The organism is Nostoc sp. 'Peltigera membranacea cyanobiont' 232 (assembly GCF_002245985.1).
Taxonomy (GTDB): domain Bacteria; phylum Cyanobacteriota; class Cyanobacteriia; order Cyanobacteriales; family Nostocaceae; genus Nostoc.
Window position 1 is genome coordinate 48,406 of record NZ_NOLK01000030.1, and the last position, 24,232, is coordinate 72,637.

A 24,232-nucleotide genomic window follows, 5' to 3' on the forward strand; every position below is an offset into this window, starting at 1 on the left:
TATCTAACAATTATTGTGAGAGTTGGGAGTTACAAAAAAATTGTGAATAAGGGTAGTTAGCTAAACAGCACCACTGTTTCTATTAAATAGAATAGCTATAGTTTTGAAAATTAGCTTTAAATCATACACCAAACTCCAATTTTTTTGATACTGCAAATCTAGGCGAATGACATCTTCAAAACTGCGGACTGTAGAACGTCCATTGACTTGCCATTCGCCAGTCATACCGGGTTTAACATCTAAACGTTGCCACTCTGGTACTTCATAGCGTTCCACTTCATCAGGTGTAGGTGGTCTAGTGCCTACTAAACTCATTTCTCCTTTGAGTACGTTCCAAAATTGGGGTAATTCATCAAAACTAGAGCGCCGTAAAAAACGTCCTACCTTGGTAATTCTGGGGTCATTCTCATTCTTGAAAAATGCACCTTGCACTTGGTTTTTAACTTGAGATTTTTTCGCTTCTGCATCCACACACATAGAGCGGAATTTCCAAATCTCAAACCGTTTCCCCATCCAACCACAACGGGTTTGACAAAATAAAATCGGGCCGGGATCGTTAATTTGAATAGCGATCGCAATCGGAATAAATAAAACTCCTGTAATTAATAAACCGACCATAGACCCCACAATGTCTAAGAACCGTTTCATCCAAGATGCCACAGAAGGGTGAGTAGTGGGTAACTGCTCTACTTTGCGGGAAGTAGTCTTCCGATTATCTACTAAGTCTTCTGGTTCTATTAACAACCCATCATCAACCGACTCTAAGGGAAAAACCTGATCCAATCCCGTAAGTTTTAAGACTGCCATGACTTGAGGCGTTACATTCCGCAGTGTTAATGTAATTCCTTTAGTCTGGGCATATTTAAAATTACTGACCAGGGCACCTAAACCACTACTATCCATAAAAGTAGTTTGGTGAAAGTCGATGATGATTTGTTTAGGATGTAAATTGTGCTGGATTAAGCTTTGGCAGCTTTGCTTAAAGCCTAAAGCCTCCAGCACGCTCAACCGCGCGGGCACCTGCATTATAGTCGTGTCGTTTAGGGAATTAACTGGAAAATCGACCTCTGTCGGTTGGCTAGTCATGAAGCTCTGCACTTTCGTTGCCATGTATAATGTAATCTGCCAAACATTATTTTGTCCTCCAAAATTACCTAACCTAATATTGGAATCAGTATTAATAAGGACTAATTTTTATTTACCGGGGCTGAGATTGGAGATCGCTAGCGACGATTCACAATAGAACAAGAAGCCAAAAAACATCCTTGCTGTTGTGCCGACGCAGCGCGATCGCGTTGCTCTCATCTTATGATTGCTAAAACTACGGTTACACCTACCGCACGCCTAGTTGAGGTCTTTTCTGCCATTCAAGGGGAAGGACTGAATGTAGGGACGCGTCAGATATTTATTCGTTTTGCCTTGTGTGATTTGCGCTGTCACTTTTGTGATAGTGCCCAAACTTGGAATGCACCTGCTACTTGTCGGATAGAGCGATCGCCTGGATTGCGCGACTTTGAAATCCACTCTAACCCTGTCTCTTTACCCATATTAATCGAATGGGTAAAACAGCAAAATCTACCTTCTCTACACGATAGCATTAGCTTAACTGGAGGCGAACCACTTCTTCATGCCCCATTTTTAACGCAGTTTCTACCCCAAGTACGAGACATAACTGGTTTACCCATATACTTAGAAACTGGCGGACATCGCCCAGAACAACTAGCGATCATTCTTCCCTATTTAGACTCTGTGGGTATGGATTTCAAATTGCCCAGTGTTAGCGGTGAAAGCCATTGGCAAGAACATGCTAAATTTCTCCAATTATGTCATGATTCATATTTAAATGTTTTTGTCAAGATAATTGTGTCTCAAAACACAGATCCAGCCGAGTTGGAACGTTCAGCTTCGTTGGTGGCAGAGGTTAGTCCAGATATCTCAGTATTTTTACAACCTGTTACGCCTTTGGCAGTATCTGAACAATTCTCCCCAATACCGATGCTTGCACCTACAGCCGATCAAGTTTTGACCTGGCAAGCTTTGATGAAGGGGTTTGTAAAGCACGTGCGTGTGATCCCTCAGACGCATAAGATGCTTAACCAACTGTAAAAGCTTCTGTAAAATTTGAGTTTGATAAAGATGTAGTCAAGAAAAAAGTAAGATTCCATGAAATAGTCATTGCTGCCGCGAATCAGCAAAGCAGCCGCCGCCTCAGCAGGCATTCCCAGCCAAAGGCAGAGTTTGAAGTTTAGATTTCACACTAAACTCCAAACTCCTACCTCTTAACTCCTAATGACAAATGACAAATGACTAACTAATTACAACCCGCCTTCATCTGGAGTTTTGGATTTAGCTTTTGCTTTATTGGCACTGCGCTTCAGGGCAGAGAGTCTTGCTTCGTATTTCGATCGTTGGCGCTTACTAGGAGTATTGTCAATCAGGGTTTTCAAGGCGCTACCGAGACTCTTGTAGGCATTGGGGAGGCTATAACCAAAACGAGTTGCTAAAGCGATCGCTTTCTCATCAGCATTGAGCAATTCTCTCAGTTGCTTTTCCCCACTATTCTTTTGGTACAGTCGCCAGCCTGACACACCACACAGCGACAAAGCTAACACCAGCAGCAATCCATCTTGTACCCACAATTCGCCTACAGCACCACCTAAACCGATGGCTAGTGCTGCCATTTCCCAACCATCTTTAGGAATTGTGTCATTTTGAACGCGAGCAACTTCATGCCAGAACAGCAGATTACGCTGATCCATTGCGAGGGCATCCCATTTCACCAAGTCAATTTGAATTTCTACCTGGTCTTTACCAATTTCTTCGCAGCGAACCAGGGGTGGATTGACCTCAGTTGTGCCTTCAACCGTGACCCAGCTCTGTAATTCTGGCGGTAGTAAGCCTTTCAACCGCCGTAGTTCACTCATTTCCGCTTTGGCAGAGGAGGTTGCATAGGATGTCATAATATCCAGCCCCAGAAAATTTCAGTATATAGTGAGGGTATCACTTTGGAGTATAGCTATTTAAGTGATGATCCGTCTCAGTCGTTGGGAAAACTTCCTCTTTTTTTCCGCGCCTCCATTGCCTTTTCTAGCAAATCTAGTAATCCTGGGGCTTCTTCCTGGATACTGAGTAACAGTCTTTCACCAAGTTCTATATTCCCCGGATCGAGACCTGTTGCCATCACTTCTTTCAGGCGAGGTATTGCTATCCCATCCACAATCTGAATTAAACCACTCAGACAACGGTGAAATTGCTTTTCTGTGAGAATCGAGTCTTCTAAAGGAAACTCAATAATGGCACGAATTTCACCATCAGATGGGTCATACTCCCATTGCAACATTTTGGTTTCCCAGGAAATGGCAAGCATCGTTTGTAGGATAACTCCCTTGTGAGGATGATCTTGAATTCCTGCCAGAACTTGAGGGGCAAATACCCGGAAAAATTTTCCCTCCTCATCCAACTGAACAACTATTAGAAAATCTTCTAAGTTATCAGCCTCCACACCTGTTATAATTCTGTCTTCTTCATCATCAAAACGGTAGTCCCAACCAAGGTTATCTAAATAGTTGGCAATCTGTTTGAGGTTAGCTCCCATAAAAGCCTCATAAGGAACGTGGAGCAGCTGTTACCAGACCTAGTTTAACCTGTCAGGGGAGTTGTTTAGGTTGGTGTAGATACTTCTGATTACATAGAAGTATGCAATTAGGACATGGGGAATTGGGCATGGGGCATTGAAGATATGTTGCGTATTTAATTTGTATATGCGATGCGGGCAAGATGCCCTCACTACAATAATTTTACGTTTTTGTGTTATACAATTTAGCTGCACATCAGCTTAGGAAAAACAGATGATCGTTGGGCGTTATTAATGATATTTTTTGATAGCTGTTGAAATTAAAATTTTTTTGAGTCCGTCAAAAATAACAGAATTTTACGCTGCATTAGGACAATTTATCATTTACCGAATTGCTTTACAAAAACAAGAAGCTAATCGCACTTTATATTTAGCAGTTCCTAGTACTGTTTACAATGAGTTTTTTATACTTCCATTTATTCAATCTGTCATTCAAACTAATCAACTCTGTTTACTAATTTATAATATTGAACAGGAGGCGAATGCCTACGGCACACTTCGTGAACGCCCAATGGCAAAGCTAGACATTTTTTTTGTCTTCTGTTGCCCACTGACCTAATTGTTCAAAAGCTTCTGGTTCAAAGGTAATTTTTTTCATATTCATCTAAATCTACATAAATTAGATTCCCTTTTTCTACATTTTCTAAAGCTTTGAGCAGATGTTTTTTATTAGTTTCTGATTTCAGAAGATAGGTAGTTTCATCTTCTTCAGTTGGTGTTTCAACTAACACGATGACTTCTACAACAGTTCCTTCTGGCAATTCTGTTGCAGACAGTTCAATCTTGCCATTTTTTCCGACAATAGCCTTTTGTTTAATTCCACTAAGCATAATTCATATTTACTCCCATCTTTACACCCTATCGGACTTAGATGAGATTTAGGCGATCGCTTTTCTTTGTTGGCGTGGGCGGTTCATTCAAAAGAGCGATCGCTATTAGAGAAAATAGAACTCAAATTGGGAATACTGAGTCAAGCGTGGTTATTTGCTGCGGAGAATCCAAGCGATTTTTTGCCAGATATAGCCCTACTGAGTATTTATCAACTTGGAGAAGATTATGACTTTACCAGTGACAGTAACCTTTATGCTTGCTGATTGGATCATTAAAGGAATTGCAGATGGAACATTGGAAAGGGTTGGAGGTGTAATCCGAGAAGTAGGAAGCAAACATATCGTTACGTGGTTACGGGAGCAGGGATCTCCTACTGGAAATCAGTTAGGGGAACTTGGGCGAAGTATGCTATTAACTCAAGGAATTTTGCAGGTAACTAGTGCAGTCAGTATACTTAACCTTGGTGTCTCAGTTATAGGCTTTGCTGTGATAGCACAACGCTTAAAAGAATTAGAACAACGCTTACAACAAGCGCAAAAACTGTTAAATAACATTAATCATAAAATCGACCTTAGTTTCTATGCAAATTTTCGTGCTGCAATTGAATTAGCAAATAATGCTTTTACAATGACCAAAATTGAAAATCGTAGAAGCAGCGCACTACAAGCTATTAACCGATTTTTAGAAGCACAGCATATCTACACTGAATATACTGATATCGAAATTGAGCAAAAAAGCCAAATTGCTGATGAATATCTGCTGACTTTATCTTTAGCCTACCTAGCTGAAGCACGTTGTTATCTTGAATTAGAAGAACACGAAACCGCACTTCGCCGCTTCCAAGAAGGGTCAATAGTTATTCGTTCTCATATTCATAAATATGTTAAGCTTCTGCTTACTTTTAACCCAGCAGTATACTTACAGCCTCAGTTCAGGGGTCAGATTGATTTGCGGAGGCTAACCCGAATTTACCAATGGCTCGACCCAACTTTGGATGAAAATGCAGTCTTTGATATGCAACGGATGAATCTATTTATATTGGCTCAAGACCCGAATAACTGGAAGTGGGTAGAATCGATACCGGCAGCAATTTGGGATTCCAAGATAGATTGGGTAGGAAAAGCAATTTGGGATGATCCTAAACCGCAAATTTATGCACGTCTTCCTAAAACTTTGGAGCTAATGGAATCTATGATTGAAACCAATCGCCGCTTTGAATCTTACCAAACAGAAGTACAAGCAATTTCCCAATTAGGAATCAGCTTTCATGACTGGCTTAAATTAACTCCGTCTACAGAAATTAAACTAGACGGTGCAAAATTAATGTACATCATTCCATCCAAACCTTTAGAGTTACAACCTTCCATCTGAACTAATTACAGGATTAAAGATGAATTAATCAAGGTCAAGAAAGTCTCTGGGAGTAATAATCTGATTTTGATATTCGGCTAGGGTCTTGAGTGATAAAAGGTCTTGCTCTCCTGTGATTAAAAATTCTGCATTGGCATCTTTAGCAAGTTATAAAAATTTGTTGTCATCTGGATCTCTACAGGTGTTTATTTGAGATTTTATTTCTATAAATTGACTGTATTTTTTAACTAAGTAAGTAGGTGAGAATAAATCAAAGTAGATTAAGTAATGTAAAAAATCTTGAGATGAGTTCGTAGTGTTCGCATAGCGTCTCGTAGAGAGGGCTACCCTACGGGAACGCTGCGCGAACAGCCGTCAAATTAGGACTAAAGTCCTTACTACAAACCTTGAATTATTCACGCCGCTCTACTTATGTCCAAAAAATCTTGTCGGTCTTCATCTGAGATATATTTATCGAACTTACGTTTGTAAATTCGTGTGTTTAATTCTTGATAAATTTCATTGCTTTGAGCAATTTTGAATTCTTTATAGACTTTATCTAGGGCTTTACGGGCTGTTCCATTACGACTTAGAGCAGCACTAAGTAAAACATTTGTGTCAATGACAATTAGTTTATGATTCATCGGCGAGTAATTCTTCTAGAGTTTCTTCGGTTAATCCTTTGGCTTGAGCATTTCTGCCGATTCTGTCAAAAACACTAAGTAAATCTTCATCTTTATTATTTGAAGAGGTTTTTTTTATTTCTTGAATAAGTTGTTCTTGTTCTTGTGCGGGAAGTTGTAGGACAAGATTAAGAATTTGCTCGAAGGTTAGGGGTAGTTGATAGGTTTTTTAAGTTATGGTGAGTTCTGGAGTTAGGGAATAGAAACTTGTTAGCTTTTTTAATCAGGTTTGAATCAGTTTTTTACTTTTAAATCACGATTCCTATATACCTTGGCGAATTGCATTATCCATATCCTCAAGGTTTTTAGGTTTTCCTGGATATTTTAAACAACCTGCTACATCATCTAATTTAGTTTCTGGAAAAAGTTTCTTAGGCTTTAAAATAATTATATCACCCATATCAATAATAAGTTCTCGCTCGTTTGCTAGTGATGATTGCATTTTAAGTTCCTTTAATTCATAGATTCAAAGTCAACAAGAAGCCAATTTATTCCATCCATTATTATTGGAAATTTTTCTTCATTGTAACTGTACCTGAGTGAGATGAATTTGAGCGATCGCTTTCTCCTCTGCGCTTTGTTCAATCTTCTGGAGGATGCCAACCCGCAAGTACCCAATAACTGTTAATTCATGGCGGGTTTCAAGCCGCGTTCAACAGCCACTTTTAAGGCTCTTGCTTTACTTACTAAGCCACGTCTGTAGACTTTCATGAGTTCATCTAGTTGACGAACTTCTGCATCATTAAGCTGTCCCTCTCGGTGACGTGCTTGCAAGTCACTGAAAACCTCTTGCTGCTGAGTTTCCATCTGCATATCGCACATAGCTAAAACCTGTTCATCCGGTAATGACTCCATAGGTAGTTCGGTAATGGCGCGGTCAATCCATTCTAGTAATACATCTTCAAGTCGCCGATGTGTAAAAGCAGCGATTTCCTTTGCTTTTTGTGCCAGTGTTTCAGGGAGTTGAAGGGTGACAATTTCAGCCATTTTCTACCTGCTTGCCTTTTACTTATGATTGTATCTGCGATCGCTCTGCATCTTCTGCTTAAAAATAGCGATCGCTAGTCCAAACATTCTGTTGATTAGCCCGATTCTCAGTTATTTGCCTCAAGGCTTATTAGCAAATTCCCATTCTTCTACCGCGTAATCTGCTATCTCCTTATAGCATCTACCTATATAAATGTCACCATTACCTAATTTCTGAGTTTCCCGTAATGTTTCTATAAATGGTTTATTTTTACTACGCCAAAGAATATTTGATTTGTTAATTACATTTGTAATTGGGCTTTGCTTGTAACCTCCCCAACACCATTTTATTGCACGTTCTAGCTTTATTCCATCCCATTTACCTAATTGAGGATTTCTACTTAAAAGATTACTTAACAGCGATTTAATTATTAACTGTGTGTATGTTTTACTTCCGTTAGTTGAATACTAGCCACTAGCAGAAGATTGTATGTGTGTTATTATTTTGTTAAAAGTATTTAGCGCCGTTACATAGTATGTTAGGGTCTTATAGGGCGTTGGGAAGCTGTTAAGGCTGAGGCATTATTTACAAATTCCCTTTAAAATAAACTCTTGTTGGCTCCCTGGTATTGCATACTTCCAATCTAAAGGCTCTTTATTATCTTCCTGGGCTAATACTTCGCCACGATCATTATAAAAAACAACGGTCAAGTTTTTGAAAGCCATTAAATCACAGCTAACGGCTTCATGGAAAATTACTGATTTTATATTGTCAGTAGAGATTGTTTTAGAGATTATTTTTTGCCAAAAGAATGCAGGTTTGCCATTAACTTTAATAATTCTGTCAACAAATAAAGCAAATTTATCGTTTTGATCTACAAAAACCCATTCGGCTTTGACTATCGTCGGAACAAATATCAAAGTAGATGCTATTGCTGCTATGGCTATTTTTTTCAACATACAAGTACTAAAACTATACTTCGGTTTTACCTGCTGAGTTAAAAATATTGCAACAGTATAGCTACTAAAACATCTGTAACATCGGTCAATCAATTTTGACTGATTGGAGGTCAAAATTTTGTAGGCTGTGGATTACAGGGTTTACAGTAAGCGTGATGAAAATAAATCGACACGGACGCGCTAAGGTATTAACGCAGTCAAATATACAGCTAATCTTCAGTCATGGCTTAAAAAACCCTGATCGCACTTTGTTCGGCGTGTGCCTATTCAGTGCCGCAAGAATCCGTTTTGATTATTCCAATTTCTCCTCTTCCTCGTGTTCTCTGCGCCTCTACGTAAAAAAAAGGACGAACCGGAAAGTTCGCCCCCAACATAGTCTTATACTGTTGCTCAATTCAAACCCAAATCTAAATCTTCGCTTCTTCTCTCACCAACTTATCCCAACCCAAATCTTTCAAATTATTATTCCGACGCAACGGACGAGTCACCAACTCTAACATGTCACGCGCATTCGTAAAGCCATGAATTTGAGCAAAAGTGAACTCCACAGACCACTTAGTATTAATACCCCGTGCTTCCAACGGATTAGCGTGAGCCATACCAGTAATTACCAAGTCTGGTTTCAACTCATAAATTCGCTGAAGTTGATTGTAATTATCCGGCTTCTCTACAATCCTTGGCAGGGGTGAATTCATTTCCTGGCAAGTTTTCTCCAGCAATGCCAACTCCGCAGCTTGATAGCGCTTATCCATGTAGGGAATGCCGATTTCGTGAACAGTCATCCCACAACGGATTAAGAATCTTGCTTGGGAAACTTCCAGCAAGTTATCACCCATGAAAAATACAGATTTTCCACGAATCAGTTTCACGTAATCTTCCAAACCTGCCCAAATTTGGGCTTCCCGTTCATCCAAACCCTTGGGAGTAATACCAAACACCGAGCAGATTTTCTCAATCCAAGCGCGGGTACCATCGGGGCCAATGGGGAAGGGTGCGCCAATGAGTTTACACTTGCGGCGACGCATTAAGGTGGTAGCTGTGCGGCTGAGGAAGGGGTTGACACCAGCGACATAATACCCTTCTTCCAGTACTGGCAGTTCAGTGAAGCGCTTCGCGGGTAGCCACCCGGAAACTTTGATGCCTTGTTTCTTCAGTTCTAAGGTTAACTGAGTAACTACGGGGTCGGGAAGGGAGCCAAAGAGAACTAAGGGTGGATGATCTACGTACTCAGACTCATCTTGGGCGACATCTTCTTTCTTTTTACCAAAGTTGAGTAATTTAGCGATCGCATTTCGTTCAATTTTCTCAGTTTCCGCCACCGGAGCCTTATCAGGACAACGGTTAGCCATAGCAGCTAATACGGTGTCTTCTCCTTGAGTAAAGGCGTAATCTAGACCATTTGCCCGCGCTACAACGATAGGAATCCCGATTTCAGATTCTAACTTCGGTGCCAAACCTTCCAAATCTGTTTTAATAATTTCGGTGGTGCAAGTGCCAATCCAGACAATTACACTAGGATTGCGATCGCGTTTAATTTGCAAACACAACCGCTTTAACTCTTCATAATCATTCAGCTGTGCCGAAATATCGCCCTCTTCCAACTCTGCCATTGCATAGCGGGGTTCAGCAAAAATCATCACCCCCATCGCGTTTTGCAGGAAGTAGCCACAAGTTTTTGTCCCAATCACCAAAAAGAAGCTATCTTCAATTTTTTGGTATAACCACGCCACGCAGCTAATTGGGCAAAAGGTATGGTAATTTCCAGTTTCACACTCAAAGTTTAAAGCTTCTGGTTGTTGAGCGACAGTCATTTTGGTTTTTTCTCCCCTTGATATTTAATGGCAGATCGACGAATTTTAGATTTTAGATTGATAATTTTGGATTGAAGACTGGGACAACAAAAGTATCCTCTGTCTAACGACAATTTCCCTAATTCCTAATCCAAAACCCCAAATCTAAAACTTAAAATTGCGAGGAACAGCAATAATTAAGCGTTGGGGAAGAGACGGGCAATTTCTGATTCATCAAAAACGCCTGCTGGCAGTTCTTCCCCTAATAAATCGTTATTTTCTTCAGCCTTTTGCAAAGCTGTTTCATCACCCCAGACATCTGATAACACGTCTTTAAACGCATTCTCATCTAGTGGACTATCTTCAAGCGCCTCGTCATCCAGCTTTACTTCCATTGCAGCTGAGGTATCGAAGGCAATTTCCCCAAACTCATCTGCTTCTAAACTAGAGATTTCGAGAGACTCATCTTTTGATGTGTGTCCGTTGGATAAGGAAATATCGCCAAAGTCATTTTCGGTTTCCTCCAACTCGCTGATTTCCAAACTTTGATCGTCGGAATCCAGGATTGCGAACTCTTGAACTACTACCTCCGCCACAAAGCCATTGGTATAGCCATTGGTATGAGAATGTGTCAATGTTTCATCTTCAGGCTTTTCATCAACGATCGCTGCTGCTTCTTCTACGTATTTCTCTACATCTGAGTTGACAACAAAGCGATTACCGAGAGCGAAATCTGGGTCAAAATGCAAATCCAGCACCTCAATTAGGGTATCGGCATCAGGATTAAGTTTGGCAAAGGGCAACATTAACTGCGCTAGCTTTGGCTCTAGGGCGTTAAGAACTCCCAGGATGAGGTAAGAAGGTGGTCGCTTCCCGCCATCAGGGGTGTACACTGATTCCACTTCCATGTGCAGGGTAATCCAGTCTCGATTATTCTGGAAAAATTGCAACCACTTTTGTTTTATTGAATCCGTAAAGCTGTGAAAGAAAGCCATATTATTGTCCCCCATCCTGAGAACTTGATGATTTATACAATCATCAAGTCTAGTTCCTCTTCGGAATTAGCAACCTGGGGTTTACCCGGATTTAGATAAAAATCGGACAACAAAGAGAACAACTCCCGATCTGGTGTGTCGTTAGGTACAACACCTTCGGGACGCGCCAGAATTTGGTCGGCAATGTTGAGATAGTAGTCGCAAACGTAGTCTAGGGAAGGATCTTGCTCTGCCATTTCAAACAAAGTCTTACCTTTCACACGGGAAACACGGATATCTTCAATCAATGGTAAAACTTCCAAAACTGGCATTGGCACAGCTTCTATATATTTTTCAATCAAGTCACGTTTGGAGGTGCGATTGCCAATCAACCCTGCTAGACGCAGTGGGTGAGTTCGGGCTTTTTCGCGGACTGAAGCAGCAATCCGATTAGCCGCAAACAAAGCATCAAAGCCGTTGTCTGTAACAATCAGGCAGTAATCTGCATAGTTGAGTGGTGCAGCAAATCCACCGCAAACTACGTCACCCAGAACGTCAAAAAGAATTACATCGTACTCATCAAAAGCGTTGAGTTCTTTAAGTAATTTTACGGTTTCACCGACTACGTAGCCGCCACATCCAGCACCAGCAGGTGGGCCACCAGCTTCTACGCAATCCACACCGCCGTAGCCTTTATAAATTACATCTTCCGGCCAGACATCTTCGTAGTGATAGTCTTTTTCTTGGAGGGTGTCGATAATTGTGGGAATCAAAAACCCAGTCAGGGTGAAGGTGCTGTCATGTTTTGGATCGCAGCCAATTTGCAGCACTTTCTTGCCACGTTTAGCTAGGGCGACGGATATATTACAGCTAGTTGTGGATTTACCGATACCACCTTTTCCGTAGACTGCTAGTTTCACTGTTGTTTCCCTCTTATAGCTTCTTGTCAAACTTGTGGCTCAAACATTTGCCTTCACCTTTCCTGAGATGGCGATGCGTGAGGTCTGTTGATGTCATTATTAGGCAAATTACATAGAAAAGAAAGTGGCTCTTAATTTTTAAACCGGTTTTATCCGATGGATTAGAACTTAATTATGGGTATTTGGGCTTTAATTCCCTTAAAAGTCCTATTTGGCTCTAAAAGTTATCTATAAAAAGTTTTTATTACTTATTTTCATAAAAAGAGTTACAAAATACAAAAAGCTGAAATAGTTATTTTTGAATTGTTTTCATAGAATTAGCTGATGTTCGTGCAACGTGTTTTCAGGGCATTGGGGCGCAGGTAGAAGGGTAAAGAGAGGTATATGCAGCCTGATGCTGGAAATACTACTGGAATTTGCGTTAGCGTAGCTCACCGTTCGCATAGCGTCTCGTAGAGAAGGTATCGCAGATAAATTGCCTGTTTTCAGTCGGTAGCCCAAACCATTTAATTGCTGCTTGAGAGTGAGTTAGTGTGATTTTGTAAAATATTATTAATTTGGCAAATATTGCCTAAGTCTAAGCCAAGGCGAAAAGAATTTGCGGCTACCTGCGGGTAGCTCACCTCCGTGCGCTAAGAGTAAGAGAAGAATCGGAGAGTGTGCGTAAGTCCTAATTTATGAAGTTAATTAGGACACTTCAGTTTTAATTTCCTGGATTTCTTGTAATGTTTGCCAGCCAGCTTGCCACTGGGAGTTATCTTGTAACAATTTGGCATTTATCCAAAAACGGACTTTAGGATCGCAAGCAGAAACCATTTCGGCGTAAACCCACTTAGCCTGATTTTTCCGATTGACAACTTGGAAGTGTCGCCAACCATCAACTTTTTGCTGTGCCGTCCACTTAGAACCAACTAAGTAAGGAAATTTTTGTTTTTTAGTCATTAGTCATTTGTCATTTGTCATTCGTCATTGGGAAAACACTTTCTTTATTCCCCATTCCCCACCTAAAATGTCACTAAATCACCGTTACGGGTAAACTTCTGGCAATCCAACTCATTATCTTGCTGAACGCATAGCGAAAACCATCTGATATGGCCCCAGCAGGTGTTGATGTTGTTGGTAATTTTGCGCTTTTTCTTTGAAAGGCGTTGTCTTACGACTTCATTAGGGCAAAGAATTTCTAACGTACCCGTACCATCTTCGTCATTGATGATGCGAAATAGACAATCTTGTAACATAGCACGGCTGCTGCTGTCGAAGAACCGCTTAAATCGCTCTAGCTTTTCCCCTTCAGTCATTTGGCTGATGGATTTTATTTTCAATAAATTCTCATCCTCAAAGTCAAAGTCATCATCTTCAAAGTCGTAGGGGTTAATCATTTTCAGTATCCACTAGGCGACCTGGGATCATAGTAACTCTGTGTGGGGGTAGAAGAACTTCAATCCGTCATGCTTGGAGTACGCATTCTGAATCAGTTGCTCAGGTGTTGTTCGCGTAGAGCTATAATTTGAGACAAAAGATTCCACACTGGAAGCATGACTACAGTAGCAATATTGCCAATCTTTGATGCCGATGGTGAGAAAACTTATCGCGCCATTGCAGGGGATAAGCACTCTGTTGGCAAAACTGCGGGGCAAGCCCTAGATGCGTTAACTACTCAGTTAGGTGAAGCGGAATTCACCGCACTGCTTGTTATTCAAAACTTTAGTCCTGACCTGTTTTTCAGCGCTAAACAACAAAAACGGTTATCGGAATTGATGAGTTTATGGCGGTCAGTACGAGATCGGGGGCAAGCATTACCACCAGAGCAACAAGCAGAACTGGATACTTTGGTTGAGGCTGAATTAAGAGCAGCAACTGCCCGAACAGCCGCATTGATAGAGCAAGAGAGTTCATGAATCGGTATTACACCGCGATCGCACAACGAGCTAACCATCGCTGTGAGTACTGCCAAGCCCCTGAACTAATCTTTAATTTTCGGTTTGAGGTTGAGCATATCATCCCGCTCTTTCGGCAAGGTGAAAATGATGAAGCAAATTTAGCCCTTGCGTGTCGCTCCTGTAATCTCCGTAAAGGAACTCGTATTAGTGGCATTGTGCCTGGTTTGAACACTGAAGTTAGTTTCTTTCATCCAAGACAGGATAAATGGAGTGAGCATTTTCAGGTTGATAGTCAATCTGGCAAGATTATGGGCATTACTTCCTCTGGAAAAGTCACTATAGAATATTTAGAGATGAACAGTGCTTCTCAAGTGGCAGCTCGACAATTATGGATTCGCTTGGGTTTGTTTCCGTAGTGGTACAGCACAGCAATAACACTTCAGGTATAGCATTTGCAATGAACAAGAATCGCACAGTGGAAAATCGGAACTAGGGGAAAATACCACTTTTACAAGATGTGAACACCGATCTAGGCGATCGCTCCCCTCTTCATACAATATCTATTAACAGCAGAAATTATCTTTACTTAGTGTTCTGGTGGTAGCCTCTGACAAGGTGCTGCACCTCTACGTTCCTGAAAAAGCCTATGCAACCTACTAATCCTAACCAATTTACAGAAAAAGCCTGGGAAGCGATCGCCCATACCCCCGATATTGTAAAACAATATCAACAACAGCAAATTGAAAGCGAACACCTGATGAAAGCTTTGCTAGAACAAGATGGTCTAGCAACAGGGATTCTCACCAAAGCGGGTGTTAACCTCCAAAAACTGCGCGATCGCACTGAACAATTTTTTCAACGTCAGCCGAAAGTATCCGGTACTAGTAGTTCTGTTTACTTGGGACGCAGCTTGGATACACTTCTAGATCGAGCAGACGTGTATCGCAAAGAGTTTCAAGATGAATATATTTCAATTGAACACTTATTGCTGGGTTATGCCAAAGATGACCGTTTTGGCAAAGCTTTATTCCAAGAGTTTGCTTTAGACGAAGGCAAGCTAAAAAATATTATTAAACAAGTTCGAGGGAGCCAAAAAGTGACCGACCAAAATCCAGAAGGCAAATATGAAGCACTGGAAAAATATGGGCGTGACCTCACAAAAGCCGCCCATGAAGGTCTACTTGACCCAGTGATTGGGCGAGATGATGAGATTCGCCGCACTATCCAAATTCTCTCTCGCCGCACCAAGAATAATCCTGTGCTAATTGGTGAACCGGGTGTTGGTAAAACTGCGATCGCTGAAGGATTAGCACAGCGCATTATTGCAGGTGATGTACCCCAGTCACTCAAAGACTGCAAGTTGATTTCTTTAGATATGGGTGCTTTGATTGCGGGGGCAAAATTCCGGGGTGAATTTGAAGAACGCCTGAAAGCAGTATTAAAAGAAGTTACTGAATCTACCGGCAAGATTATTTTATTTATTGATGAAATTCACACCGTTGTCGGCGCTGGTGCAACCCAAGGCGCGATGGATGCTAGTAACTTGTTAAAACCAATGTTGGCGCGGGGTGAATTGCGTTGTATTGGGGCGACGACTCTGGATGAATACCGCAAACACATCGAAAAGGATGCCGCACTAGAAAGACGCTTCCAACAAGTTTATGTCGATCAGCCTAGTGTAGAAGATAGTATTTCGATTTTGCGCGGGTTGAGAGAACGTTATGAAAACCACCACGGGGTGAAGATTTCTGATAGTGCTTTGGTTGCAGCCGCCGTGTTGTCGAGTCGATATATTAGCGATCGCTTCCTCCCTGATAAAGCCATTGATTTGGTAGACGAAGCCGCCGCGAGATTAAAAATGGAGATTACCTCCAAACCCGAAGAACTCGACGAAATCGATCGCAAGATTCTGCAATTGGAAATGGAGAAGCTATCGCTACAAAAAGAAAGTGATGCCGCTTCTCGCGAACGTTTAGAAAGATTGGAAAAAGAAATTGCCGATCTCAAAGAAGAACAAAGAACCCTGAATACTCAATGGCAGTCTGAAAAAGATATCATTGACAAAATTCAGTCTGTTAAAAAAGAAATTGAACGGGTCAATTTAGAGATTCAGCAAGCAGAACGCGATTACGATCTTAACCGGGCTGCGGAGTTAAAATATGGCAATTTAACCAGCTTGCATCGCCAATTGGAAGCAGTAGAAGCTGAGTTGGCAAGCGCCCAAAGAAGTGGTAAATCACTATTACGGGAAGAAGTTACAGAAGGTGATATTGCTGAAATTATTTCTAAATGGACAGGAATTCCCATCAGCAAGTTGGTGGAATCTGAGAAAGAGAAACTGCTACATTTAGAAGATGAACTACATCACCGCGTCATTGGACAAGAAGAAGCAGTCACAGCCGTAGCTGATGCAATTCAGCGATCGCGGGCTGGACTAGCCGATCCCAATCGTCCCATCGCTAGCTTTATTTTCCTTGGGCCGACAGGTGTGGGTAAAACCGAGTTGGCGAAAGCGCTAGCGGGCTATATGTTCGATAGCGAAGATGCGTTGGTGCGAATCGATATGTCCGAGTACATGGAGAAACACGCCGTATCCCGTTTAATCGGTGCGCCTCCGGGATATGTGGGTTATGAAGAAGGCGGACAACTTACAGAAGCGATTCGCCGCCGTCCTTACTCTGTGATTCTCTTCGACGAAATCGAGAAAGCACACCCCGATGTTTTCAATATCTTCTTGCAAATTCTCGATGATGGACGCGTCACTGATGCCCAAGGTCATAAGGTGGACTTCAAGAACGCTATTATCATCATGACTAGCAACATCGGTTCGCAATACATTCTTGATGTCGCTGGCGATAACGCCCACTACGACGAAATGCGCCGTCGGGTAATGGAAGCGATGCGAAATAGTTTCCGTCCAGAATTCCTGAATCGGATTGATGAAATCATCATCTTCCACGGTTTAGATAAGAAGGAATTGCGGCAGATTGTGCTGTTGCAAGTGCAAAGATTGCGGCAAAGATTGGGCGATCGCAAAATATCCCTCAAACTCTCGGATATCGCACTTGACTTTTTAGCAGAAGTAGGGTATGACCCAGTGTATGGGGCGCGTCCACTGAAGCGGGCGATTCAGCGCGAGTTAGAAACTCAAATTGCCAAAGCTATTTTGCGCGGTGAATTCAACAACGGCGACACCATCTTTGTAGATGTGCAAAATGAGCGTCTTTCTTTTAGTCGCTTACCTGTTGAGGTATTTACTAGCTAATTGAAGATTATGTCACACCAAAACGCCAAGTTAAGCTAGAGCTTCTTGGCGTTTTTTGTGAAACATTCGTAGGTTAATAATTACGAATTACGAATTAGGTTGCCGAGCGTTCGCATAGCATCTCGTAGAGAAGCCGAGGTACGAATTACGAATTATGTTAACCCTTACAAATCACTTGTCGCATTTTCCGCATATTTGCAGGTAATTCTAAGTTCATTGCTTGTTGAATAAAAATTGATGGAATCGGAATCAGAGGTGTAGCTTGGACAGTATAAGCAAGCAAGGTGCCGTTACCGCAATCTTGGAGTTCTAAATTGGCGTTAAAATCCTCAAAAGTCCCTTTTACCATGCGAAACTGGATTTGTTGCCCCAGCACTTCTACAACGTTGAGGTAAATTTCCACTTGAGCGGTAAAAAAGAAAAAGGCTTTTTGTGCTGCTTGATATAAACGTTTGACTTCACCTTTGTGTGATATCTCGCTTTTAGTGATATCAGGAAAATATTGCACCCACCGGGGATAATCAGTTAATTGCTGCCAAACTTGCGATCGCACCATCGGCAAATACATCCAAGCTGTCACCGCCCCACCACAGGTTTTGTGCGATCGCGTTTCTACCAAAATTTCACCCTGTACCAGCAACTTTTGCTTGTCTTGACTCCAAGCCATACCTGAACCTTCAATAATTGAATCCGATCTACAAGACGCAGACATAATGATTTTAGTTACTCCTCAACTCACCCACCTAAATCGAGTTGAAACTACAAGTCATAAAACTTGATTTCCATCCAACCCATTAAATTTTAGTTCCAGTGTAATGCCTATCCTTTCCGGAAAGGGTGAGATTTTGGTAATTATTTCAGTTTCTTTACTGTAAAACCTGTAGTTCTTATCACAATTCACAAAATAAATACTTAAGTAGGATTGATAATAGCAGTATTATAAATGAAAAACTAAGTTCTTAACAGCTAAAATGGCATAAACACTATTTAATATCAAGCGTCTTACCCCAAAATCTGGATAGGATATCTCTATTTTTAAGTGTTATTTCTGATGAAACTATAACTTCATCATAACTTCATATCTGATGGTAAATATCAAGTGTAATTTCTATTGAGTTGAGAGGAAAATTAGGTGAGTCAATCTTCTTTAAATCGTAGATTAATCCAGATTTTTGGTATCCTTCTTGGTGTTAGCGTAGCCGTATGGGTACTGAGAGGCTTTGGTATTCTTACTTTTATTCCAGGTGGAATTATTTTGCTACTGCTACTAGGGGCGATCGCGATCGGGATTATCAGTTACGCCCAAAGGACTTGGTGGCGTTTGTAATCTGATTTTTTATAATCTGAGAAATTTCCCCCAAGGGTACACGTATACTCTGGTTTAAGAATTGTAGCGTGGCTATTTTTACTCACTGCCAGAAGTATTTAATAGGAAAGCAATGCCAAAAATTTACCAGAGGAAAGGAACATGGCAAAGTATATATGTACTGTTTGCAGCTATGAATACGATCCAGAAGAAGGCGATCCAGATAGCGATATAGCGCCGGGAACAGCTTTTGAAGATATACCAGAAGATTGGTCATGTCCTACTTGTGGGGCCACAAAAGATCAATTTGAACTAGTTGAAGAGTGAAGATAACAGCTAGCCTAGTAAAGTACGTGCTATTGAGAAATTTTAGAACTTGCTACCGTTACGAATTGTAGTTATTGGGGGTGGGGCTGCGGGATTTTTTGGCGCGATCGCTTGTGCTAAAGCCAATCCTGATGCCCAAGTTACTTTACTCGAAGCCAGTCGTCAACCACTGGCGAAAGTGCTAATTTCTGGTGGGGGACGCTGCAACGTGACTCACGCTTGCTTTGACCCGGAGGAGTTAGTCCAAAATTACCCCAGAGGTGCAAAAGCTTTGCGGGGTGCTTTGACTCGCTTTGGCCCTCAAGATACAGTAGCTTGGTTTGCTACTGGTGGAGTCTATCTAAAAACTGAAGCTGATGGCCGGATGTTTCCTGTCACCAATACTTCAGAAACCATTGTGGAATGTCTAATTAAAGCGGTGGCGAAATCTGGGGTAAAACTCCGGATCGGTACACATGTAACTTCAGTGAACCGAACCGCAGCAGATGGGGAGTTTGATGTTCTTCTGAAATCGGGAGAGACGATTAAATGCGATCGCCTACTTCTTGCCACCGGTAGCAGCATTGTCGGTTATAAAATTGTCCAAGAGTTAGGCCATCAAATTGAACCGCCAGTCCCCTCATTATTTACCTTCAACATTCTCGATCAAAAGTTGCGAGAGTTAGCTGGAGTTAGCGTTAACCCTGTCCAATTACGGTTATCTGCGGGCGGAAAATCCCAATTACAACAAACTGGGCCATTGCTAATTACCCACTGGGGTTTGAGTGGCCCGGCTGTTTTGAAGCTTTCTGCTTGGGGTGCGAGAGTTCTGCACGAAAACCGCTATCAAGCCAAATTATTGATTAATTGGCTGCCCCTGATGCAACAAGAAGAAGTGCGAGAAAAAGTTTTAGCAGTTAAAGATGAGTGGGGAAAGAAAGCGATCGCATTGCATCGTGGCGTTGAACTCCCCCATCGTCTCTGGCAATATATCATTGCCCGTGCAGGGATCGCTACAGATGACCGTTGGGCAGAAATATCTAGTAAAACCTTAAATCAACTAGTGCAAGAACTGACTCAGGGACAATATTTAATCAACAGCAAAGGAGCCTTTAAAGAAGAATTTGTTACCTGTGGTGGCGTTAAGCTCAAAGAAGTCAACTTTAAGACAATGGAAAGTAGGTTAGTTCCTGGTCTTTATTTTGCCGGCGAAATCTTAGATATTGATGGCGTTACCGGTGGGTTTAACTTCCAAAGTGCTTGGACAACTGGGTATTTAGCAGGGATAGCAATGGCGACTAGTTAGATAGCTTAAAAGAGTTCGTAGTAAGCACTTTAGTGCTTAAAAAATCAGGACTAAAGTCCTTACTACGAACTTATAAAAATTAATGTAGCAGAATACTATAAACGTTATTGTTAAAATTTATTCTCAAAAAGATAACTTTGAAATGTTATCTCATTCCTCTCCTTATCCAATATTCAGCTTCTTCTACAAATCCCTCTATCCAATCCATCACAGATTTACTGGCCTCTTTAATTGTTATGCAATCGTCATGCAGAAAATAAACAGAACAGTCATCTTGTCCATCGGCAATAATAAACCACGGGTCTCCATTTCTAGCACAGATACAAAAAGCATTATCAGGCAAGGTTGTACATTCGTCTCCTTCAGCAATTGCCTCAAGGAGACTCTCTCGATGCCATTCATTATGATCGATAATTTGGTCGAAGTAAAACTCAAATTCCGATCTGCTAACAAGCTTTCCGGCACTATGCCCAAGTAAGCTTAATATTTCCCTATAAGTCCTTGGTAAAACTCCATATTTACTTTCAATGTATGCAATTTCCTCTGAGGTACATCCTTGTAGCTCTTGCTCATTTTTTACTATTCCACTAGTAAACAAGCGCTCTCTTAATTCTTGTATATTATTAATCATTTCAAAACTTGAACCGTCTAGAGGATAAATAATCTCTATCTTAATTACTAATTATCTGACTAGTACAAAATGGCAAAAGTCTACTCTTAAAACTTGTTACCGAGAGCGTCTCCGTGTTAGCCTCACCACATTTACCAATTCTTTATGAATAAGCGATCGCTATTAGCTATATTTACTTATCAAAATTCATACTAATTATCTAGCATTTCTCACCTTGCCACTCCACATTCACACCAGCCACCCTAGAGAAGGCAAATTTTTCAGGGTGTATTAGTTTTTCCTAGATAATGTATGAACACTGATAAAAATACTGCGTCTGAAATTACGTTGCAAGGTAGCCAGTATATGCTACATGGCTTTCCAGTGCTTGGTATTCCTGATGATGAGCGTGCTGTAAAATACTTCAGTCTCAATCCATTTCTACCAAATGCCCAGAATCGTTGTCCGATTGAGTGTGCCTATTGTGTCTGTCATCAAGACCGTGACTGGCACCATTATCCCCAAAACTTTCAGGATGTCTTAGCTCCGATTGACCTCCTTGATATTTTGCTAGATCGCATTTTTACTACTCAGGAGGGACAAAAGGGCTTTCCGATTTCACTATGCGACTACTCCGATCCCTTTATTCCAGCTCATCGAGAACGTGTACTGTCAATTCTAGATGCACTGATTGAGCGTAAAGCAGCCAACATAGTCTACATCACTACTAAAGTTCATCCTGGCCAATCTTTTCTGGAACGCCTGAAAACAACTCTAGAGCAACCTCATTCCCTTCGAGTCACTGTCTTTGTAAGTTTACCTCCTTTGAAACCAGGTTATGAGCAAGCCTCAATTCAGAGTCGGGTACAGTTGCTGCAAGATTTAGTCAAACTTGGCATTCCGTGTTGTTGGTATCTACGTCCACTGGTTGAAGAGTGGTTTGATGAAGCTTTAATGTGGCAATTAGCACGCACGCTACTGCCCCATGTCTCCCATCATGTTATTCTGTCTGGGCTTGTGATGTCTGAAGAGATTGAAGCGAGTCTGTTAAAACAGGAATTAATCGTTCCAGAATGGGATCGTACACAACCAGGACGTAAGGAATACTTGTCATTGGAGTTCGAGTCAAAACTGCGCTCAATTCTCAGCACTGTTGCTAGCGAGCAAAATACTTCTCTCGGCCCAGTGATGGGACATCGGCTATGCGGTACTAACGGCAATCATGCTTATGGCTGCTTGATTTGCGCCAAACAAAACCGTTATTGCCAACTTTTTCAACTTCATCACTATGGTGAGACGATCGCTGCTGAAGATAATCAACGCCTCAAGACGCTACTGAAACAAGATTCGCTGAAAGTAGGCTCATCTTTACAACGAGAGCCATCAACAGAAGAATGTCGGTAAAGTCCTCTAACCTGAAGCGAAGTTAGGTATGGTCTGATTGCCTCACCACTATCAATACTGCTCGGTTAAGCATTTTTAACTCGGAATCGGGTTTGGGGAAAAGGGTAAAGGGTAAGGGTTAAAGGTTTTTTCTTTCCCTTTTCCCTTTCCCCTTTTCCCCTTAACCGAGAAGTATTGTCACCACTATGTGTCTACAAAATTAGTCTATTGGAGCATAAAGAGCGAAAATTATCTTGCCATTGTAGATCAATTTTGAACACATCCAACAATGAAATTCAGCGAAATTATCCGCCAATTTGGTGATGCTGCTAGCAATCATAGCCTGATTAGCAACCCAGACTATGACCCAGAAATTACAGGGGTAGCAGCTATTGATGAAGCTACCACTGGTACTCTCAGCTATGTAGAAGGGCCAAAATTTGGATCTTTTGTCGGTAAGACCAATGCTAGTGCTTTAATTTTTCCCGAAGACGAAAAATTACAGGCGATCGCACAAGAGAGAGGTATTGTCTGGCTAGCAACTCCAGATCCGCGACTGTTGTTTGCCAAAGCGATCGCACTTTTTTACCAACCATATCGCCCTATTCCAGAAATTCATCCCACTGCTGTGATTCACTCCACTGCAAAAGTTGGTAGTGATGTTTATATTGGCCCCCATGCTGTAATTCAGCAAGGCGTAGAAATTGGCGATGGCGCAATTATTCACCCCAATGTGGTGATTTATCCAAATGTCAAAATAGGCGATCGCACTACCCTACACGCCAACTGTACCATCCACGAACGCACCCACATCGGTGCAGATTGCGTCATTCACAGTGGTGCTGTCATTGGTGCAGAAGGCTTTGGTTTTGTTCCTACCCGGACTGGTTGGTTCAAAATGGAACAATCTGGCTATACAGTCTTAGAAGATGGCGTGGAAGTTGGCTGCAACAGTGGTATTGACCGTCCATCCGTCGGAGAAACACGGGTAGGTCGCAATACAGTAATTGACAGCCTAGTGCAAATAGGTCACGGTTGCAAAATCGGTTCTGGCTGTGCGATCGCAGGTCAGGTTGGGATGGCGGGAGGTGTTCAACTGGGAAATCGCGTGATTTTAGCCGGACAAACAGGAATAGTCAATCAAGTGAAGATAGGAGATGGAGCAATGACATCTGCTCAAAGTGGAATTCACAACGATGTTGCGCCAGGAGAAGTTGTCTGCGGAACTCCAGCCCTTCCTTACAAACTATATCTCAAGGTATGTGCTGTTTATGGTCGCCTGCCAGATATGTATCAATCGCTAAAACAATTGCAACGGAAATCTAAAAATAGCAATGATTAATAAAAAAGCTTAGGAGATTCTTTACATGCAATCATGAATGCTGATTTACAACAGGTTTCATGTATTTGAACCACATCTGTTGTTGGGGCACAGCAATGCTGTGCCTATGCTAAATTTCACAGAGTAAGGGATTGGATAGTGCTTGTATTAAGCATTTTTCTGTATATCCTATATTACAAATTATTTCACAGGAATGGCGATCGCAAATTGTGTACCTACACCGACTTCAGATTCCACAATGATTTGACCACCGTGTTTTTCTACCACAATTTGACGAGCGATCGCTAATCCTAATCCTGTACCTTGACCAACTCTTTTAGTTGTAAATAAATGGTCAAAAATTCTTTGTTTTACCTCTGCTATCATCCCCTTGCCATTGTCAGCAATCAAAATATTGACATGATTATCTTGTAAAAATGTCCGAATTGTGATGCGATTAGGGTTAGCCTCAATCTCCTGATAACTACGTCCCTGATTTGATTCTTCTAAAGCATCAATGGCATTTGCTAGTAAATTCATAAATACCTGATTTAGTTGTCCAGAAAAACATTCAACTTCAGGCAAATTGCCATAGTTTGTAATTACTTCAATCGCTGGACCAGGGTTAGCGCGTCTCAAACCCTATTGACAGGTAGATTCTAGGAGAGTATTGAGTTTGGAAGAGCCGCAGCCAAAACAGAAACCATATACTGATCATTCATCGCAGCTCGCCGTGACTTTTGTCGA

At 41.5% G+C, this 24,232-nt stretch carries 27 protein-coding genes and 1 pseudogene; 12 read left to right on the plus strand and 16 right to left on the minus strand.

Features of this window, described 5'->3' with window-relative positions; genetic code table 11:
• Positions 1-60: 60 nt before the first annotated feature.
• The gene (locus CDG79_RS12960) at positions 61-1,110 is read right to left on the minus strand and encodes an anti-sigma factor antagonist (protein ID WP_094342486.1); all 1,050 of its coding nucleotides are present in this window, start codon (positions 1,108-1,110) and stop codon (positions 61-63) included.
• Between the two features lie 198 nt (positions 1,111-1,308).
• On the opposite strand from CDG79_RS12960, the gene CDG79_RS12965 reads away from it, so the two are divergent.
• A complete protein-coding gene (locus CDG79_RS12965) occupies positions 1,309-2,106 on the plus strand; it encodes a 7-carboxy-7-deazaguanine synthase QueE (protein ID WP_094342487.1) in 798 nt (265 codons plus the stop codon).
• 209 nt (positions 2,107-2,315) lie between these two features.
• On the opposite strand, the gene CDG79_RS12970 is transcribed toward CDG79_RS12965, so the two are convergent.
• Complete coding sequence (locus CDG79_RS12970; RefSeq protein ID WP_094342488.1) at positions 2,316-2,960, minus strand: DUF3318 domain-containing protein; 645 nt, start codon at positions 2,958-2,960, stop codon at positions 2,316-2,318.
• Positions 2,961-3,037: 77 nt separating this feature from the next.
• Positions 3,038-3,595, minus strand: a complete 558-nt coding sequence (locus CDG79_RS12975; RefSeq protein ID WP_094342489.1) for a hypothetical protein — start codon at positions 3,593-3,595, stop codon at positions 3,038-3,040.
• Positions 3,596-3,878: 283 nt separating this feature from the next.
• Between CDG79_RS12975 and CDG79_RS12980 the strand changes: the two genes are divergently transcribed.
• Entirely contained in the window at positions 3,879-4,193 is a 315-nt protein-coding gene (locus tag CDG79_RS12980; RefSeq protein WP_094342490.1) for an element excision factor XisH family protein, read from the plus strand.
• A gap of 19 nt (positions 4,194-4,212) precedes the next feature.
• On the opposite strand, the gene CDG79_RS12990 is transcribed toward CDG79_RS12980, so the two are convergent.
• Positions 4,213-4,464, minus strand: coding sequence for a hypothetical protein (locus CDG79_RS12990; protein ID WP_094342491.1), 252 nt, complete (start codon positions 4,462-4,464; stop codon positions 4,213-4,215).
• 69 nt (positions 4,465-4,533) lie between these two features.
• Between CDG79_RS12990 and CDG79_RS40990 the strand changes: the two genes are divergently transcribed.
• Both CDG79_RS40990 and CDG79_RS12995 read left to right on the plus strand, forming a co-directional pair.
• Positions 4,534-4,728, plus strand: a complete 195-nt coding sequence (locus CDG79_RS40990; protein WP_143855476.1) for a hypothetical protein — start codon at positions 4,534-4,536, stop codon at positions 4,726-4,728.
• On the plus strand, positions 4,691-5,836 hold the full coding sequence (locus CDG79_RS12995) for a hypothetical protein (protein WP_094342492.1): 1,146 nt from the start codon (positions 4,691-4,693) through the stop codon (positions 5,834-5,836). Before CDG79_RS40990 ends, CDG79_RS12995 begins: the two co-directional genes overlap by 38 nt.
• Positions 5,837-6,231: 395 nt before the next feature.
• On the opposite strand, the gene CDG79_RS13005 is transcribed toward CDG79_RS12995, so the two are convergent.
• The 9 genes and pseudogenes from CDG79_RS13005 to CDG79_RS13055 all read right to left on the minus strand — a co-directional run bounded on the left by CDG79_RS13005 (position 6,232) and on the right by CDG79_RS13055 (position 13,487).
• A complete protein-coding gene (locus CDG79_RS13005) occupies positions 6,232-6,459 on the minus strand; it encodes a putative toxin-antitoxin system toxin component, PIN family (RefSeq protein WP_094342493.1) in 228 nt (75 codons plus the stop codon).
• Between the two features lie 301 nt (positions 6,460-6,760).
• Positions 6,761-6,910, minus strand: a pseudogene (locus CDG79_RS13015) (AbrB/MazE/SpoVT family DNA-binding domain-containing protein); the annotation flags it as partial.
• Between the two features lie 212 nt (positions 6,911-7,122).
• Entirely contained in the window at positions 7,123-7,485 is a 363-nt protein-coding gene (locus CDG79_RS13020) for a hypothetical protein (protein ID WP_094342494.1), read from the minus strand.
• A 561-nt stretch (positions 7,486-8,046) separates the two neighbouring features.
• Positions 8,047-8,424 carry a surface-adhesin E family protein gene (locus CDG79_RS13025; RefSeq protein ID WP_094342495.1) on the minus strand — a complete coding sequence of 126 codons (378 nt, stop codon included), beginning with the start codon at positions 8,422-8,424 and terminating at the stop codon, positions 8,047-8,049.
• A gap of 407 nt (positions 8,425-8,831) precedes the next feature.
• Entirely contained in the window at positions 8,832-10,235 is a 1,404-nt protein-coding gene (locus CDG79_RS13035; RefSeq protein ID WP_094342496.1) for a ferredoxin:protochlorophyllide reductase (ATP-dependent) subunit N, read from the minus strand.
• Positions 10,236-10,411: 176 nt separating this feature from the next.
• On the minus strand, positions 10,412-11,209 hold the full coding sequence (locus tag CDG79_RS13040) for a DUF5331 domain-containing protein (protein ID WP_094342514.1): 798 nt from the start codon (positions 11,207-11,209) through the stop codon (positions 10,412-10,414).
• Between the two features lie 32 nt (positions 11,210-11,241).
• Positions 11,242-12,108: a ferredoxin:protochlorophyllide reductase (ATP-dependent) iron-sulfur ATP-binding protein gene (bchL, locus tag CDG79_RS13045; RefSeq protein ID WP_223278117.1), complete on the minus strand. Its 867-nt coding sequence runs from the start codon at positions 12,106-12,108 to the stop codon at positions 11,242-11,244.
• Between the two features lie 687 nt (positions 12,109-12,795).
• Positions 12,796-13,050: a TIGR02450 family Trp-rich protein gene (locus tag CDG79_RS13050; RefSeq protein WP_094342498.1), complete on the minus strand. Its 255-nt coding sequence runs from the start codon at positions 13,048-13,050 to the stop codon at positions 12,796-12,798.
• Between the two features lie 62 nt (positions 13,051-13,112).
• A complete protein-coding gene (locus CDG79_RS13055) occupies positions 13,113-13,487 on the minus strand; it encodes a hypothetical protein (RefSeq protein WP_094342499.1) in 375 nt (124 codons plus the stop codon).
• A 156-nt stretch (positions 13,488-13,643) separates the two neighbouring features.
• Here CDG79_RS13055 and CDG79_RS13060 point away from each other — a divergent pair, with 156 nt between their 5' ends.
• The 3 genes from CDG79_RS13060 to clpB all read left to right on the plus strand — a co-directional run bounded on the left by CDG79_RS13060 (position 13,644) and on the right by clpB (position 17,253).
• Positions 13,644-14,006 (plus strand): hypothetical protein, encoded by a 363-nt coding sequence (locus tag CDG79_RS13060; protein WP_094342500.1) that lies wholly within the window; start codon positions 13,644-13,646, stop codon positions 14,004-14,006.
• A complete protein-coding gene (locus tag CDG79_RS13065) occupies positions 14,003-14,404 on the plus strand; it encodes an HNH endonuclease (protein WP_094342501.1) in 402 nt (133 codons plus the stop codon). Before CDG79_RS13060 ends, CDG79_RS13065 begins: the two co-directional genes overlap by 4 nt.
• Before the next feature lie 230 nt (positions 14,405-14,634).
• Complete coding sequence (gene clpB / locus CDG79_RS13070; RefSeq protein WP_094342502.1) at positions 14,635-17,253, plus strand: ATP-dependent chaperone ClpB; 2,619 nt, start codon at positions 14,635-14,637, stop codon at positions 17,251-17,253.
• Between the two features lie 157 nt (positions 17,254-17,410).
• On the opposite strand, the gene CDG79_RS13075 is transcribed toward clpB, so the two are convergent.
• Positions 17,411-17,965 (minus strand): SRPBCC family protein, encoded by a 555-nt coding sequence (locus CDG79_RS13075; RefSeq protein WP_094342503.1) that lies wholly within the window; start codon positions 17,963-17,965, stop codon positions 17,411-17,413.
• Between the two features lie 420 nt (positions 17,966-18,385).
• On the opposite strand from CDG79_RS13075, the gene CDG79_RS13080 reads away from it, so the two are divergent.
• The 3 genes from CDG79_RS13080 (at position 18,386) to CDG79_RS13090 (ending at position 20,171) form a co-directional block, all read left to right on the plus strand.
• A complete protein-coding gene (locus CDG79_RS13080) occupies positions 18,386-18,580 on the plus strand; it encodes a hypothetical protein (protein ID WP_012410758.1) in 195 nt (64 codons plus the stop codon).
• Positions 18,581-18,721: 141 nt separating this feature from the next.
• The gene (gene rd, locus CDG79_RS13085; RefSeq protein ID WP_094342504.1) at positions 18,722-18,886 is read left to right on the plus strand and encodes a rubredoxin; all 165 of its coding nucleotides are present in this window, start codon (positions 18,722-18,724) and stop codon (positions 18,884-18,886) included.
• A gap of 49 nt (positions 18,887-18,935) precedes the next feature.
• Positions 18,936-20,171 (plus strand): NAD(P)/FAD-dependent oxidoreductase, encoded by a 1,236-nt coding sequence (locus tag CDG79_RS13090; RefSeq protein WP_094342505.1) that lies wholly within the window; start codon positions 18,936-18,938, stop codon positions 20,169-20,171.
• 145 nt (positions 20,172-20,316) lie between these two features.
• Here CDG79_RS13090 and CDG79_RS13095 read toward each other — a convergent pair whose 3' ends face one another.
• Positions 20,317-20,802 (minus strand): SMI1/KNR4 family protein, encoded by a 486-nt coding sequence (locus CDG79_RS13095; RefSeq protein WP_094342506.1) that lies wholly within the window; start codon positions 20,800-20,802, stop codon positions 20,317-20,319.
• Positions 20,803-21,093: 291 nt separating this feature from the next.
• Here CDG79_RS13095 and CDG79_RS13100 point away from each other — a divergent pair, with 291 nt between their 5' ends.
• On the plus strand, positions 21,094-22,185 hold the full coding sequence (locus CDG79_RS13100) for a hypothetical protein (RefSeq protein ID WP_094342507.1): 1,092 nt from the start codon (positions 21,094-21,096) through the stop codon (positions 22,183-22,185).
• Between the two features lie 268 nt (positions 22,186-22,453).
• The gene (lpxD, locus tag CDG79_RS13105) at positions 22,454-23,506 is read left to right on the plus strand and encodes a UDP-3-O-(3-hydroxymyristoyl)glucosamine N-acyltransferase (RefSeq protein ID WP_094342508.1); all 1,053 of its coding nucleotides are present in this window, start codon (positions 22,454-22,456) and stop codon (positions 23,504-23,506) included.
• 180 nt (positions 23,507-23,686) lie between these two features.
• On the opposite strand, the gene CDG79_RS13110 is transcribed toward lpxD, so the two are convergent.
• Positions 23,687-24,124 carry a sensor histidine kinase gene (locus CDG79_RS13110; protein ID WP_094342509.1) on the minus strand — a complete coding sequence of 146 codons (438 nt, stop codon included), beginning with the start codon at positions 24,122-24,124 and terminating at the stop codon, positions 23,687-23,689.
• Between the last annotated feature and the right edge of the window lie 108 nt (positions 24,125-24,232).

Coding starts and splice junctions, on each gene's coding strand:
- CDG79_RS12960 (WP_094342486.1), bottom strand. CDS start 1,110: ATGGCAACGAAAGTGCAGAGCTTCATGACTAGCCAACCGACAGAGGTC.
- CDG79_RS12965 (WP_094342487.1), top strand. CDS start 1,309: ATGATTGCTAAAACTACGGTTACACCTACCGCACGCCTAGTTGAGGTC.
- CDG79_RS12970 (WP_094342488.1), bottom strand. CDS start 2,960: ATGACATCCTATGCAACCTCCTCTGCCAAAGCGGAAATGAGTGAACTA.
- CDG79_RS12975 (WP_094342489.1), bottom strand. CDS start 3,595: ATGGGAGCTAACCTCAAACAGATTGCCAACTATTTAGATAACCTTGGT.
- CDG79_RS12990 (WP_094342491.1), bottom strand. CDS start 4,464: ATGCTTAGTGGAATTAAACAAAAGGCTATTGTCGGAAAAAATGGCAAG.
- CDG79_RS12995 (WP_094342492.1), top strand. CDS start 4,691: ATGACTTTACCAGTGACAGTAACCTTTATGCTTGCTGATTGGATCATT.
- CDG79_RS13005 (WP_094342493.1), bottom strand. CDS start 6,459: ATGAATCATAAACTAATTGTCATTGACACAAATGTTTTACTTAGTGCT.
- CDG79_RS13020 (WP_094342494.1), bottom strand. CDS start 7,485: ATGGCTGAAATTGTCACCCTTCAACTCCCTGAAACACTGGCACAAAAA.
- CDG79_RS13025 (WP_094342495.1), bottom strand. CDS start 8,424: ATGTTGAAAAAAATAGCCATAGCAGCAATAGCATCTACTTTGATATTT.
- CDG79_RS13035 (WP_094342496.1), bottom strand. CDS start 10,235: ATGACTGTCGCTCAACAACCAGAAGCTTTAAACTTTGAGTGTGAAACT.
- CDG79_RS13040 (WP_094342514.1), bottom strand. CDS start 11,209: ATGGCTTTCTTTCACAGCTTTACGGATTCAATAAAACAAAAGTGGTTG.
- CDG79_RS13050 (WP_094342498.1), bottom strand. CDS start 13,050: ATGACTAAAAAACAAAAATTTCCTTACTTAGTTGGTTCTAAGTGGACG.
- CDG79_RS13055 (WP_094342499.1), bottom strand. CDS start 13,487: ATGATTAACCCCTACGACTTTGAAGATGATGACTTTGACTTTGAGGAT.
- CDG79_RS13060 (WP_094342500.1), top strand. CDS start 13,644: ATGACTACAGTAGCAATATTGCCAATCTTTGATGCCGATGGTGAGAAA.
- CDG79_RS13065 (WP_094342501.1), top strand. CDS start 14,003: ATGAATCGGTATTACACCGCGATCGCACAACGAGCTAACCATCGCTGT.
- clpB (WP_094342502.1), top strand. CDS start 14,635: ATGCAACCTACTAATCCTAACCAATTTACAGAAAAAGCCTGGGAAGCG.
- CDG79_RS13075 (WP_094342503.1), bottom strand. CDS start 17,965: ATGTCTGCGTCTTGTAGATCGGATTCAATTATTGAAGGTTCAGGTATG.
- rd (WP_094342504.1), top strand. CDS start 18,722: ATGGCAAAGTATATATGTACTGTTTGCAGCTATGAATACGATCCAGAA.
- CDG79_RS13095 (WP_094342506.1), bottom strand. CDS start 20,802: ATGATTAATAATATACAAGAATTAAGAGAGCGCTTGTTTACTAGTGGA.
- CDG79_RS13100 (WP_094342507.1), top strand. CDS start 21,094: ATGAACACTGATAAAAATACTGCGTCTGAAATTACGTTGCAAGGTAGC.
- lpxD (WP_094342508.1), top strand. CDS start 22,454: ATGAAATTCAGCGAAATTATCCGCCAATTTGGTGATGCTGCTAGCAAT.